The 13,834-nt window shown below is 45.0% G+C and carries 13 protein-coding genes, 5 tRNA genes and 1 rRNA gene; 1 reads left to right on the top strand and 18 read right to left on the bottom strand.

Annotation, left to right across the window (positions count from 1 at the left end):
- Positions 1 to 91: 91 nt before the first annotated feature.
- Positions 92 to 1,807 carry an ABC transporter permease/substrate binding protein gene (locus FT12353_RS07085; protein ID WP_203619242.1) on the bottom strand — a complete coding sequence of 572 codons (1,716 nt, stop codon included), beginning with the start codon at positions 1,805 to 1,807 and terminating at the stop codon, positions 92 to 94.
- Entirely contained in the window at positions 1,800 to 2,990 is a 1,191-nt protein-coding gene (locus FT12353_RS07080) for a quaternary amine ABC transporter ATP-binding protein (RefSeq protein ID WP_203619241.1), read from the bottom strand. Before FT12353_RS07080 ends, FT12353_RS07085 begins: the two co-directional genes overlap by 8 nt.
- Positions 2,991 to 3,159: 169 nt before the next feature.
- On the opposite strand from FT12353_RS07080, the gene FT12353_RS07075 reads away from it, so the two are divergent.
- Positions 3,160 to 3,777 (top strand): GntR family transcriptional regulator, encoded by a 618-nt coding sequence (locus FT12353_RS07075; RefSeq protein WP_203619240.1) that lies wholly within the window; start codon positions 3,160 to 3,162, stop codon positions 3,775 to 3,777.
- Between the two features lie 162 nt (positions 3,778 to 3,939).
- On the opposite strand, the gene FT12353_RS07070 is transcribed toward FT12353_RS07075, so the two are convergent.
- The 16 genes from FT12353_RS07070 to rrf form a co-directional block, all read right to left on the bottom strand.
- On the bottom strand, positions 3,940 to 5,283 hold the full coding sequence (locus FT12353_RS07070; protein WP_203619239.1) for a glucose-6-phosphate isomerase: 1,344 nt from the start codon (positions 5,281 to 5,283) through the stop codon (positions 3,940 to 3,942).
- A gap of 110 nt (positions 5,284 to 5,393) precedes the next feature.
- Complete coding sequence (locus FT12353_RS07065) at positions 5,394 to 6,719, bottom strand: D-alanyl-D-alanine carboxypeptidase family protein (RefSeq protein WP_203619238.1); 1,326 nt, start codon at positions 6,717 to 6,719, stop codon at positions 5,394 to 5,396.
- 4 nt (positions 6,720 to 6,723) lie between these two features.
- Positions 6,724 to 7,851: a sensor histidine kinase gene (locus FT12353_RS07060; protein WP_239061195.1), complete on the bottom strand. Its 1,128-nt coding sequence runs from the start codon at positions 7,849 to 7,851 to the stop codon at positions 6,724 to 6,726.
- 2 nt (positions 7,852 to 7,853) lie between these two features.
- A complete protein-coding gene (locus tag FT12353_RS07055; RefSeq protein WP_047975531.1) occupies positions 7,854 to 8,543 on the bottom strand; it encodes a response regulator transcription factor in 690 nt (229 codons plus the stop codon).
- 3 nt (positions 8,544 to 8,546) lie between these two features.
- Positions 8,547 to 9,254 carry a DUF1129 family protein gene (locus FT12353_RS07050; protein ID WP_203619237.1) on the bottom strand — a complete coding sequence of 236 codons (708 nt, stop codon included), beginning with the start codon at positions 9,252 to 9,254 and terminating at the stop codon, positions 8,547 to 8,549.
- A 27-nt stretch (positions 9,255 to 9,281) separates the two neighbouring features.
- A complete protein-coding gene (gene ychF, locus FT12353_RS07045) occupies positions 9,282 to 10,382 on the bottom strand; it encodes a redox-regulated ATPase YchF (protein WP_203619236.1) in 1,101 nt (366 codons plus the stop codon).
- Between the two features lie 33 nt (positions 10,383 to 10,415).
- Entirely contained in the window at positions 10,416 to 10,619 is a 204-nt protein-coding gene (locus FT12353_RS07040) for a DUF951 domain-containing protein (protein ID WP_047975534.1), read from the bottom strand.
- Position 10,620: 1 nt separating this feature from the next.
- Positions 10,621 to 11,520: a ParB/RepB/Spo0J family partition protein gene (locus tag FT12353_RS07035; RefSeq protein ID WP_059394242.1), complete on the bottom strand. Its 900-nt coding sequence runs from the start codon at positions 11,518 to 11,520 to the stop codon at positions 10,621 to 10,623.
- Entirely contained in the window at positions 11,513 to 12,271 is a 759-nt protein-coding gene (locus FT12353_RS07030) for a ParA family protein (protein WP_059394241.1), read from the bottom strand. Before FT12353_RS07030 ends, FT12353_RS07035 begins: the two co-directional genes overlap by 8 nt.
- Positions 12,272 to 12,290: 19 nt before the next feature.
- A complete protein-coding gene (gene rsmG / locus FT12353_RS07025; RefSeq protein ID WP_203619235.1) occupies positions 12,291 to 13,007 on the bottom strand; it encodes a 16S rRNA (guanine(527)-N(7))-methyltransferase RsmG in 717 nt (238 codons plus the stop codon).
- 135 nt (positions 13,008 to 13,142) lie between these two features.
- A tRNA-Leu gene (locus tag FT12353_RS07020) sits at positions 13,143 to 13,226 on the bottom strand.
- Between the two features lie 26 nt (positions 13,227 to 13,252).
- A tRNA-His gene (locus tag FT12353_RS07015) sits at positions 13,253 to 13,325 on the bottom strand.
- Positions 13,326 to 13,327: 2 nt separating this feature from the next.
- Positions 13,328 to 13,401 (bottom strand) — tRNA-Trp (locus FT12353_RS07010).
- A 104-nt stretch (positions 13,402 to 13,505) separates the two neighbouring features.
- Positions 13,506 to 13,578 (bottom strand) — tRNA-Val (locus FT12353_RS07005).
- Between the two features lie 4 nt (positions 13,579 to 13,582).
- Positions 13,583 to 13,673, bottom strand: a tRNA-Ser gene (locus FT12353_RS07000).
- 36 nt (positions 13,674 to 13,709) lie between these two features.
- Positions 13,710 to 13,826 (bottom strand): 5S ribosomal RNA (rrf, locus tag FT12353_RS06995).
- Positions 13,827 to 13,834 lie beyond the last annotated feature (8 nt).

Raw genomic sequence — 13,834 nt, 5'->3', positions numbered from 1 at the left:
CACACACAAAAAGCGACCCAAGTAATCAAATTGATTACTTCGAGTCGCTTTTAATTTGCCATCAGACCGGAGTCAAACGACATGAGTCTTGTTACTTAAACCAAGCGTTGACTTGAGACTTGTGCTTACTAATCCAGTCATCGGCGGCCTTTGTAGGTGTCTTACCGTTTTGGATATCAAGCATCACCGTCTGCATGTCATCTTGTGTCCAGTGGAACTTCTTCATCACCTTGTAGACATCGGGGTTCGTCTGCTTCAAGTTCTTACGAACAACAGTATTAATTGATTCTTGTGATCCCATCGTTCCCTTTGGATCAGCCAAGTACTTCAACTTATACTTGTTGAACATCCAATGTGGTGACCAACCAGTCAAGATAATTGGTTGCTTAGCCTTGTAAGCCTTATCCAATGCTGAAACCATTGCACCAGATGATGATGCCTGCAAATTCCAACCAGAAAGGTTACCGTAAGAATCAATCGTCTTTTGTGCAGCAGCCATAACACCGGCACCAGGCTCAATACCAGTAATGGTCTTGTTGGCCTGATTTGTCAAATCAGCAATCGAGTTAACATTCATGTAGTCTGGAACAACCAAGCCTAACTTAACACCCTTCAAGTTAGGGCCAAGCAAGTCAACATCGTTCTTATACTTAGCGTACAAGGCCTTGTGAGTATTTGGTAACCAAGCCGAAACAGTTGCATCGGTTTGCTTGTTAGCAACTGATTGCCAGTTCACGGCGTTATCAAGTGGCGTAATCGTCACATCATAGCCGTGCTGACGCATTGCTTCAGCCAAGACGTTCGTTGAGGCAACTTCAGAATCCCATTCAACATAACCAATGTTGACTTTCTTTCCTGAAGCTTGATGAGCAGTGATGCTGCCGGCAATACCGGAGATAGCAATCACGGCCAACATTGCCCAAGTAGCCAACTTACGCCACTTTGGCAACTTTGGTGCGGAAACGGGTTCCGTGTTCATTCGTTGAACAAAGCGGTCAATGATGATGGCCAAGATAACCAAGGCAATTCCATTAACGAATCCTGATCCAACGTCAGCGTGTTGAACGGCTGACAAGACGCCACGACCAAGTCCTGGCGCCCCAATCATCGAAGCCGTCACAACCATCGACAATGCCAGCATAATAGTTTGCTTAGCACCGGCAATAATGGTGTTCTTCGCATTTGGCAATTCCAACTTGAACAACTTTTGCCAAGTCGTTGCCCCGAATGAGTCAGCGGCTTCGACCAAATCAGTTGGCACCTGTTGCAAACCAAGATAAGTAAAGTTAACAACTGGTGGCAAGGCGAAGATGACGGAGGCAAAGGCCCCTGGCACAACACCGATACCAAAGAAGGCAACGGCCGGAATCAAATAAACAAAGGCGGGCATGGTCTGCATAAAGTCCAAGATAGGCTTAATGACCATGTAGGCCTTCGGCGACTTAGCCGTCCAAATCCCCAATGGAATTCCAATAACCAGAGAGACAACCGAGGCCATCAAAACCAGTGTCAGCGTCTGCATCAAATCAGACCACAATCCTTGGTTGGCAATCAATGCCAAACCAATCAAGATAAAGAGTGGTTGACCATATTTCTTAGGCGTTAACAGCCATGAAATCAACGCCAAAGCAATAATAAAAATTGGCATTGGAATGGCTGTTAAAAAGTTCGTAATGCCATCCATCGTAGTGGAACCACTATTTTGAATGGCCGTGAAGAATCCAGAAAGATTCTTTGTTAACCAGTTAACCCCATCGGTTACCCAGGAGTCGATTGGGAGTTTGGCAACTGATAATAAATTAATCATTATTGTCTCCTTCCGTTTGGGCTAACGCTTCAATCACGGCACCACGAATGATAATGCCGTGAAGCTTCTGATTTTCATCGACAACGGCCACTGGTGTGTGGGCGTCATAAATGATTGGCATAATGTCTGAAACAACCGTATCAGGCGTTACCGTTGGCATTTCTGTGATAACATCACGCAAAGTAAACTTTTCGCGACGAGCGTTCACGGCCGCATCAGATGTCACGTACCCGACAAACTTCCGGTTACCATCCACGGCAACCAAACCAGAAACTTCTTCTTCTGACATCCGGTGCATGGCAACGTTCGGCCCATCGGTATCAGCGTTGACCGTCAAACCAGGAATCATGATGGATTCCGCATTCAAAACCTTTGAACGATCAACATCTTCCACAAAGTTTTCAACATAATCGTTGGCTGGATTAGTCAGAATTTCTTCTCCAGTACCGATTTGTTGCAACTGACCATCCTTCATGATGGCAATCCGATCACCCAAACGCAAAGCTTCGTTCAGGTCGTGGGTGATGAAGATAATCGTTTTCTTCACATTAGCCTGCAAATCCAAGAGTTCATCTTGCATTTCGTGACGAACCAATGGATCCAAGGCAGAAAAGGCTTCATCCATTAAGAGAATGTCAGGATCATTCGTTAATGCCCGTGACAAACCAACTCGCTGTTGCATCCCCCCTGAAAGCTGTGAAGGATACTGGTCCTTAAAGGACAAAAGTTTCGAGTTCTCCAAGGCTTTTTCGGCACGCTCGCGCCGTTCTGCTGCTGGCACACCTTGGATTTCCAAACCAAATTCTGTGTTTTCCAGAATGGTCCGGTGTGGGAATAAGGCGAAATTCTGGAAGACCATCGACATTTTCTTGCGACGAATATCAAGCATTTCCTTCTTATTGTAATGGGTAATGTTTTTCCCATCCAAAAAGATTTCCCCACTGGTTGGTTCAATCAGGCGGTTGAGCAAACGAATTAACGTCGACTTCCCAGAACCTGACAACCCCATGATGACGAAGATTTCGCCCTCATTTACATCAAGGTTAATGTCGTAAACACCAACCGTTGAGCCAGTCTTTTCAAAGATTTCGTTCTTAGATTTATTTTCTTCAACCATCTTCAAAGCGGCCTTCTGGCGCTTTCCAAAGATTTTGGTTAAATGCTTAATCTGAACTTTTGGCATAAACCCTCCTATGAGTTGACTATCCTGCTCATTTAAAATAAACTAAATAAGTGACCACCGTCGTGGATTTTAGCGGTGGTCAATAGTGACCACTCTATTATCATACACTAGTGGTCACTTTTGTCAAATTAGAATATTTATTCACTAATTCTTTTAAAGGACGCCGGTTATGCCGAAAGTTAAAGAACCTCGTTATCACCAAATCGCTCAGGAAATCGCTGAGCACATCGTTAATAAACAATTTCTCGTTGGCGAAAAGCTCCATGCTCGTTCAACCTTGGCCGCAACCTTTGGCGTTTCCGCTGAAACCGCCCGCAAGGCGATTTCAGTGCTAGCCGATCTCGATATCGTCAAGCCCGTTCACGGTTCTGGCGTCGAAGTTCTTTCAAGGGAAAAGGCCCGTGAATTTCTCGATCAAGCAAAAGAAAGTCGCGACCTGCAAACCACTCACAGCGAAATTAAAGGCTTAATCGCTAAACAAAAAGAGGACTTAGCTAATTTAGACGAGGCCTTCTCACTCCTATTGGATCAAACCCAACGAGTGCGCAAAAATAATCCCATGTCGCCTTACGAATTTATTCCCGAGGCCGACTCACCGATGCTCAACCAATCAATCGGTTCTTTGAACATTTGGCAAAATACCGGAGCAACGATTATCGCCATTCTCCACGAAGACGAAATTATCTTGTCACCCGGCCCCTATGCCAATATCATGCCCGGTGATACCATCTACTTCGTTGGATCCGATAAAACGGTTGAAGCCATTCATCAATTCTTTGCTGTCTAATAAAGCATTCTCTGTAAAAATCAGCGATTTAATAGCAATGCGCCAATCGGCTAATGCTTAACGGACTGCTGTTAGCAGCTCCACCAACTAGTCAGTTAGACAAAAAAACTAGAAACCCATTCGCCTTCATGCGCGAACTTGGTTTCTAGTTTTTATTTTGTCTTACTTTAAGCGGTCGTGGTAGACCTTACTTTGTTCTTCATAACCTGGCTTGTCCAAAAGGGCAAACATGGCCGTCTTATAGGCTTCAACACCTGGTTGGTTGAATGGGTTGATGTTAAAGAGATAACCTGAAACACCAACAGCTAATTCAAAGAAGTAAATCAATTCGCCCAAACCAGCTTCGTCTTGACGATCCAAGTGGACAGCCAAGTTTGGCACACCACCATCGACGTGAGCTAAGACAACGCCAGTCGCAGCGGTCTTATTGACTTCTTCCAATGACTTTCCTTCCAAATAGAGCAAGCCATCCTCGTTATCACCAGTCTTTGGAATTGGCAAATCATGCTTTGAGTGGTCAATACGGACAACCGTCTCAAAGAGGTCACGACGACCTTCTTGGATATATTGACCAAGAGAGTGCAAATCAGTTGAGTAGTTTGCAGATGAAGGATAAATGCCCTTTTGATTCTTTCCTTCTGATTCACCCATCAACTGCTTCCACCACTCTGACAAATACTGCAAAGATGGTTCCCAGTTAGCCAAAATTTCAGTTGTATAGCCCTTGTCATACAAAATCCGGCGGTAAGCCGCATAAGCTAAGGCTGGGTTTTCATGGACATCGTCACTGCTATAAGTCTTTTCAGCTTCCGCTGCACCAGCCAAAACATTTTCAATGTTAATGCCAGCAACGGCCATTGGCAACAAGCCAACGGCTGACAAAACAGAGAATCGACCACCAATACCATCAGGGATGACCAATGTTTGGTATCCTTCGGCAGTTGCCTCATTCTTCAAGGCACCCTTCTTGGCATCCGTCGTTGCCACGATACGTTCTTTGGCACCTTCTTCACCATACTTGGCGACCAAGCGTTGCTTAAAGAAACGGAAGGCAACGGCTGGCTCCGTCGTGGTTCCTGATTTTGAAATCACGTTCACAGAGAAATCTTGGTCACCGATTACTCGGTCCAATTCATCTAAGGCCATTGGTGACATCGCATTACCGGCAAAATAAACCTTGACCTCATCGCCCTGGACTAATTCGTTATGCCAAGGTGACTTCAAAAAGTCGATGGCCATTCGAGATCCCAAGTAAGAACCACCAATGCCAATGACTACCAAAACTTTAGAATTCTGTTTAATTGCATCTGCCGCTTGATGAATTGGTGCCAAACTAACTTGGTCCTGGCTCGATGCCCAGTGGAACCAATCGGTAAAATCAGCCCCCGCACCGGTCCTGTTCGCCAATGTCTGATGCGCAAAACGCACCTGATCCTTAATTTCATCTAATTCGTTGTCTGCAACGAAGTTCTGTAAACCGTTCGAATCAAAATGGATTGCTGCCATGAAGAATACCCCTTTCTGTCCGGAAAGTAAACGCTTTCACTGTTTTTATTATAGCACTCTTTACGGTAATGTTAACGCTGTTACTAAAAATTAGGCAAACTTTTTTTAAACTATTTCTTATCTGTTGCCGTTAAAACTTGTAAAGGAATTTCCTTATCCGTGTCAGACAGGCCTGGCAGGAAGGTTGCCTTCAATTCCGGCTTGGCATAAGTCACCACGTCGGTACTCTTTTCATCGGGACGAGACTTCAAGTCCTTCAACGACTGAATCTTTAACGACTTTTTCGGACTAGTCCAATATGTTTTGCTTGCTGCCACTTGTACGTCCACTGATTTACTTTCCCCATCAACACCAACAGTCTTGTGGTTCGTCAGTTGCTTACCGGCGGTATAGGTATGGGCTTTCTTCTTGGCCAAAACTTGGTTGACCATGTCGATTGTCGTTTGGAAGCGTTGCTTTGTATCCGTGTAATCGGCGGCATTGTTGACGACCGTCAAGAACTCATGGCCTTGTTGGTCAACGACGTAACCGGTGAAACATGCACCAGCTTCTGGTGTAGAACCAGTCTTCAAACCAAGGATTTTCAGTCCGTTTTCGTTATCTAAACCTTTAACAATGTTGGCAAATCCTTGGCCAAAATCAGAAGTTTCCGTCACCTTGACGGTCTTGTTTTTGGTATAGGTAATCGTTGGATTAGCCGTTACCGTCTTCAAAGTCGGATCCATCGTCATAATCTTCTTGGCAATTTCTGCCACCTGCATCGCTGATGCATGGTTTGCAGCCGAATCAGATGCGGAGGTAACTTCGTTGTTGTTATAAGAGTCACCGTTTGTCAAACCAGCACCGTTATACCAGGCAGTCCCCTTTAAGTTCAGGTCACTGGCCAAAGACTCGAGGGTTTGTTGGGCCGTTTGTCCGGGCTTGGTTAAGGCTGCCGTTAAAGTCAGCGCAGCATCATTGGCGGAATTAGTAAACATTGCCCAGTACAGGTCGCGCACCGAAAGCTTATCGCCCGTCTTCATATTCAAATGCGAAATAGCATCCGCATTTTGTGCCGAAAGGTCTGCACTAGCCGGCACCGTCACCTGGTCGGTCCACTTCAATTGATTGTTTTCAATGGCTTTCAAGACACCGTAAGCGACCAACATTTTACTCTCAGAGGCAATTGGTGCTTGCTTATTAGCATCCTTTTCACCCAAGATTTGGCCAGAGGTCAAATCAATCACCACGGCCGAAGTAGCATCAACATTTAAGCTTACCGGTTGGTCCTTAGTTGCCTGAATCGATGACTTCACATCATCTGGTACCAAGAAATATAGGCCTGCGCCGACCATGGCCAACACTAGAACAAGGATGGCAATAAGGATGGCCCAAAACCGACCACGTTTCTTCTTTCGATTGGCAGCCTGTAACCGATACATTGGCTTTTCATTCATAACTCTATTCTTCTTTCACTTGTTTCAGCGGGAGGGTCATGACGAATGCCGTGGCCGTCTCATCTGATTCGACTTTTACTTGACCCTGGTGTTGGTCAATAATGCCTTTCACAATGGCAAGACCTAAGCCTGTACCACCTGTCTTGTTGTTGCGCGATTCTTCCACGCGGTAAAAACGCTCAAAAATATGGTTGGCCGAACTAGCAGGTATAGCAGGACCATCATTAATCACCCTGATTTCTACCAATCCATTCTCCTTGACCTGGCCAGTTAATTTAATAAAGCTAGCACCTTGACCATATTTTAATGCGTTTTCCACTAAGTTAATCAAAACCCGGGCTAATTTGTCCGAGTCACCAGCCATCACAATCACACGCGGATCTAAATTAGTAGCAAAGCGCAGGTGGCGATTTTCCGCCTCCATAGCATAGTTCGCTAGGACTTGATCAAAAAGGTCGCCCAGCGAGAAATCAGTAATATTCAAGCTCACCTGCGTTGTTTGTAACTTGGCAAACTCAAAGAGGTCTTCAACCAGTGTCTTCATCTGGTTGGACTTATGATAGGCCGTCTTTAAATACTTAGCCTGGTCTTCTTCTGATAAGGGCGAATTGGGCGTGACCACTAAGCCCAGGTAACCAATAATGGCCGTTAGTGGCGTCCGTAAGTCATGAGAGATGTTGGTCATCATCTCATCCTTCGACTTTTCAACGGCTAACTGCTCTTCATGAGCCAAATTGAACTCGGCGACCACACGGTCAACTAAGGCCGTTAACTGCCGTGCTTGATTGCTATAAGTCGGTAACTGCCGCTTTTCCTGGTTTTCAGGCAAGTCCGACTCATCATTGCCATCCGTTTTGTAATCAAGGTCAGGATGGTTGGCAAGGGTGTAGAGTCGTTTCGTCAGGTTTAGCAATAACAACCGTTCTCGACTACGCCGCCACAGATGAATCAACCAAATAATCAATAGCAGTAGCCAAACAATGTAAAAAAAAGGCCAGCTTTCCCGAGCTGACCAATTCATTTTGTCTTTTAAGAGGTCAAAGGCCAATGCCCAGGCAAGGCCAAACGAGGTCAAGGTGGCCAAAAGTAAGGACAAAACGGTTTGCGCCAAAATTGTACTTTTTTTGACCATGATTAGCTCACTTCAATCTTGTAACCAACACCCCAGACAGTCTGGATAACCTGGTCACCATGTGTTGCTTCTTCTAATTTATCACGCAAATGGGAAACATGCACCATGACGGTCTTAGCAGAAACAACAGATTCCTGTTGCCAGACGCGCTCGAAGATATCATCCGCAGAGAAAACGCGGTTTGGATGAGAGGCCAACAGGTATAAAATTCCAAATTCTAAGGCCGTCAAATTAACCAAATCGCCACTGGTTGTCTTCACCTCGTGGGAATCCTTGTTAATCACCAAAGAGGCTACCGATAACACATCAGGCTTTTGCTCCTGGACCATGTTTTGGGACCGCCGCAAAAGTGACCGAATTCGAGCCATCACTTCCAAAGGGTTAAAAGGTTTTGTGACATAGTCGTCGGCGCCGGAAATCAGTCCCTGAATCTTGTCCATATCAGAAGACTTAGCCGAGAGCATCAAAATTGGAATATGCGTGTCCTTGCGAACAGCCTTTAACACCTCTAAACCAGACATATTGGGCATCATAATGTCCAATACCATTAAAGCAACATCCGGGTTAGTATTTAACTTCGAGAGGGCTTCTTTCCCATCTTGTGCAATCACGGGTTCGTAGCCTTCGTTTTTCAAGTAAATTTCTAATAATTCAGCGATTTCTTGATCGTCGTCGACAACTAAGATTTTCATCCCTTACTCCTTTTGATTCGCCTCATCTACCCGTGCTTGCTGAGACAACTTTGAGATGGCCAAAATACCACCGTGTTCCAATCCAGCATGCTTTCGATTCAACAGGTATGCCAACCAAGCCAAAGCCAAGACCAACACATTACCAAAGAGTGGCAAGCTTGGGTTAACTACTGTCGGAATAAACATGAAGGCCGTAAAGCCGGCAACCCAAAGGATGGCAACAACAATCAGCAACAACCAAGTTGGCATCTTCTTCTTAGGGTTCTTATCCTTTGGATTAGGCACCAAGCGTTGCATTGCCAAGGTGTAAATAGCACCACCCCAGAATGACAGCAAGAGCATTGACACAACGCCAATTCCCTGGCTTTCGCTTGAACTCTTGCCAAAACTCATCGTAACGGCAAAAAAACCAGACAAGAACATGACCAAGACCAAGGCCGTGTCAGTCGCCAAGAATGTAAAGGAATAATCGTGGAACTTCTTAGCTAGGCGGCGAGGATTCAAATACTGTTGCAAAAGTTGAGCCGGTGACCCATACATTTGTGCAGCTGTTTTCCCTGCCTTTTGGCCGACGTAAAGCTTTTCAGAAACCGTTTGCACGATTTCTTCCTTGCGTTCGTCAGTTAACTTGTCAGTTTCCGCCAAGCCCTTCTTAAATCGAAAAATAAAGTCTTGGTTCTTCTTGCTTAATTGGGGATCTACTTGAGTCATCTTACTGTCTTTCGTCCTTTAAATTTATTATACGTTGAAACGGAATTCGATAATATCGCCGTCCTGAACGTCGTAATCTTTTCCTTCTGATCGTAACTTACCGGCTTCTTTAACGGCCTTAACAGAACCATATTCATCCAAATCAGCAAAGGCAATCGTTTCTGCTCGGATGAACCCACGCTCAAAATCAGAGTGGATAACACCGGCAGCCTGAGGTGCCTTGTATCCGGCCTTAAAGGTCCATGCACGCGTTTCCTTGCCACCAGCGGTAAAGAATGTTCGCAAGTCTAATAAGTGGTAAGCAGAGCGAATCAGCTTGTTCAAACCAGGTTCCTTGACACCAGCCAATTCCAAATAATCGGCCTTTTCGTCATCATCTAGCTGGGCAATTTCTTCTTCGGCATTTGCTGACAAAGCAATCACTTCTGCTTTTTCGGAATCAGCAAAATCCTTAATCTTTTGGTAGTATGGTGAGTTCGTTGGATCAGCCATGTCGTCTTCTGCAATATTGGCAACATAAAGCGTTGGCTTTGATGTCAACAAGAACAAGCCCTTCACGACCTTGTCTTCTTCATCTGAGAAGTCAATCGTCCGGACAGCCTTACCAGCTTCCAAGACAGGCTTAATCTTTTCCAAAACAGCAGCTTCTGCCTTGGCAGCCTTATCAGAACCCTTGGCAGCACGAGCAACCTTAGCGTAACGCTTATCGACCGCTTCCAAATCAGCTAAGACCAATTCGGTATTAATAGTATCAATATCATCAAGCGGATCAACCTTACCATTAACGTGGATAATTTCATCGTCATCAAAGGCACGCACAACGTGAACGATGGCGTTCACCTGACGGATGTTTTCCAAGAACTTATTTCCAAGTCCTTCACCCTTGGATGCACCCTTCACAATACCGGCAATGTCGGTAAATTCAAATGTTGTTGGGATAATCTTATCAGCTGGTTCAATTTCTTGAATCCGAGCTAAGCGATCATCTGGTACTTCGACAATCCCAACGTTTGGTTCGATGGTGGCAAATGGATAGTTTGCCATTTCCGCGCCAGCCTTTGTAATTGCATTAAAAAGTGTTGACTTACCAACGTTAGGTAGTCCAACGATTCCAGCTGTTAAAGCCATGTCTGTTTATCCTTTCGTCTTGAGCCGCGAAAATTAATCTTCTTCGGCCTTTTTTAAGACTTTTTTCAAGCGTTTTTCAAAGTTAAACCGGGTTAACATAATTGTCCGGTTACAATTCGAACAGGTAATTTTAATATCGGCCCCAAGGCGGTTCACCACCCAAGCGTTAGTTCCGCAAGCATGGGGCTTCTTCATTTCAACTAGGTCACCCAGACCATATTCAATTGATTGCGCCATCTTAGTCTACCTCAATTGATAAAATACTTAAGATTCGGGCCAGGTCTTGTTCTGAAAGATAGGCAATTTCAATCTTTCCAGCACCCTTTGAACCGGTGTTGACCTTGACCTTCGTTCCAAATTTGTCTTCTAATCGATTTGCTAAATCCTTAGCAAACGGTGATTCAGCCTTCTTAGCAGGCTTTTGGTCACCAGCGTTGACCTTCTTGACCAGTGCTTCGACCTGACGAACATTCAACTGTTCTTTCAAAATTGTTTGAACAACCGCATTCATCTGGCCTTCTTTTTCCAAGCCAAGTAAGGCACGGGCTTGCCCCATTGAAAGCTCACCAGCTTGAACCAGGTCTTGGACCTGATTTGGTAACTTTAACAACCGCAAAGCGTTGGCAATCGTGGTCCGTTCTTTACCTAATTTTTCGGCCAGTTGAGTTTGGTTCAAATCCAGCTGGGCCATCAAGTTCGCATAAGCACGTGATTCTTCAATCGGGTCCAAGTTATCGCGTTGCAAGTTTTCAATCAACGCCAACGTCGCCATCGTGTCATCATTGGTTGCCCGAACAATCGCAGTAATTTCCTTCACCGGCAACGTCTTCGTTGCGCGGAAACGACGTTCACCAGCAATAATTTGATACTTAGCACCGCTTTGACGGACAATAATCGGCGTCAACAGGCCATTTTCTTTAATTGACTGAGCCAGCTCTTTGATTGATTCTTCGTCAAAGTGCAACCGTGGTTGAAACGGATTGGCTTCAATTTGGTCTAAGGGAATCGAAACTACTTTTTCCCCCGCCTCCGGGTTGCGGCTAATTGTTTTGGAATGGGCCAAAGCTTCCTTTGAAATACCATTAGATCCAAAGAGCGAATCCATGTTTTTACCCAAGCCACCTTTTTTATTAACCATATTGCGCCATGACCTCCTTCGCAAATTCGGTATACACCCGCGCACCAAGTGACTTTGGATCAAAATCAATAATCGCCTGGCCGTATGAAGGTGCTTCCGATAGCCGAACTGTCCGTGGAATGACTGTATGGTAAACCCGGTCTTCAAAGTATGTTCGTACTTGTTCAGAGACCTGCTTTGCTAAATTAGTTCGGGTATCAAACATTGTCAATAAAATACCGGCCATTTCCAAATCAGGATTCAGACCTTGGCGGACAAGTTCAATCGTATTGAGCAATTGTCCCAACCCTTCCAAAGCGTAAAATTCGGTTTGAACAGGGATCAAAACCGCATCTGCTGCCGTGAAAGAATTAATTGTTAAAAGCCCTAGTGAAGGCGGATTATCAATCAAAATATAGTCATATTGGTCGGCCAGCGGTGCCAGTGCATCCTTTAAACGAAATTCCCGTCGGGGAAGATCAACTAATTGCACTTCACTTTCCGACAATTGAATCGTCGTTGGTAAAATGTCGAGTGTATCCGCTTTGACAATAGCATCCTTAGCAGCAACTCCGTTAATCAAAACTTCATAAGCATCATTTTCTAATTCTGATTTGTCAACACCAACACCAGAGGTTGCATTTCCCTGTGGATCGGCATCTACTAACAAAACCTTCTTACCAGCCTTCGCCAAGGCAGCACCCAGGTTAATACTTGTCGTTGTCTTGCCAACCCCACCCTTTTGGTTGGCCAAAGCAATAATCTTTGCCATCTGCTGGCTCCTTTTTCTTTTATAATGGCTTTTTGCTAGGTGTACCCGCTTGTCTTGGATACTTCTTTGGTGTCTGTTGTACCTTATCGATAATCTGAATCATTCGTGGATCCTGATTTGGTAGGGTGAAAGTAAAGCTTTCCTTTAATTGACCACCAAGTGTCTGTAAAGACTTTTTTCCAGCCTTCAGTTCATCTTCACCAGCAGAGCCCTTCATCACGAGAAGTTGTCCACCAAGTTTCACAAACGGTAATGTGTACTCAGCTAAAACCGCAGTTCGCGCCACTGCTCGAGCCGTCGCGTAATCAAAGCTTTCACGCATTTTTTGATCTTGTCCAAAATCTTCGGCACGACCGTGCAAAACCGTCACGTTTTCTAAACCAAGGTCTGCAACAACCGTTTTCAAAAAATTCACTCGCTTGTTCAAGGAATCAACCAGTGTTACCTTTAAGTTTGGTAAAGCAATTTTTAAAGGGATTGCCGGGAAGCCAGCACCAGAACCAATGTCAATCAAAGTTGGTTCTGCAACCTTTAATGCTGGTTGGTAAAAAGCCAAGGTCAACGAATCATAAAAGTGCTTTAAATAAACCTCATCATGATCCGTAATGGCCGTTAAATTGAATTCCTTATTCGTCTCAACCAACAAAGAAAAGTAACGGTCAAACTGATCAATTTGCTGGTCTGATAGTGTCAAGCCAGCTTCTTTTAGGCTCTTTACAAATGCTTCTTGGTCCAAAATCATCCTCCAAACCAGGTCCTATTTCACCTAGTTTACTCTTAACAAGAATACCTAAAAAACGGGGAAAATTCAAGGTTTCACCCGCTTTTTGTCCAAAGAAAAAACCTGGACAAAAGTCCAGGTTTTTCGTTATGCCCTCGGTGGGAGTCGAACCCACACGGTGTTGCCACCACTGGATTTTGAGTCCAGCGCGTCTGCCAATTCCGCCACAAGGGCAATATAAAGTATAAATACTTTATTAGGGCGGTAGAAGGGGATCGAACCCTCGCATGCTGGATCCACAAACCAGTGTGTTAACCACTTCACCACTACCGCCATGGCAGGGATAGAGGGAATCGAACCCCCATCAACGGTTTTGGAGACCGCTATTCTACCATTAAACTATATCCCTAAGGTATTAACAATCAGCTATCGCCGAAATAACATGATGAGGACTTGCACCCCACAAGGTTACTCTAACTCATGTTTGAAAACAAAAAAGAGGGCGTAGCTTAATGGACGATACAGGGATCGAACCTGTGACCCCCTGCTTGTAAGGCAGGTGCTCTCCCAGCTGAGCTAATCGTCCAAAATGGAGAGAAAGGGATTCGAACCCTCGAAGCAGCTTTCACCGCTTACACGGTTTCCAACCGTGCTCCTTAAGCCTGACTCGGACACCTCTCCGGAAAACTCTCTTTTGTTTTCAATATAATATGTACGGCATCGCGTCGTCCTATCCTCGCAGCCAGCGTTCCGGCAACTACTTTCGGCGCTATAGAGCTTAACTTCTGTGTTCGAGATGGGTACAGGTGGTTCCTCTATGCCATCAACACGACACCTTTGAG

It is taken from the genome of Fructobacillus tropaeoli, assembly GCF_016860625.1.
GTDB classification, from domain to species: Bacteria; Bacillota; Bacilli; order Lactobacillales; family Lactobacillaceae; genus Fructobacillus; species Fructobacillus tropaeoli.
The sequence above is the reverse complement of the archived record's forward strand: the minus strand, read 5'-3'. Positions and strand labels throughout refer to the sequence as shown.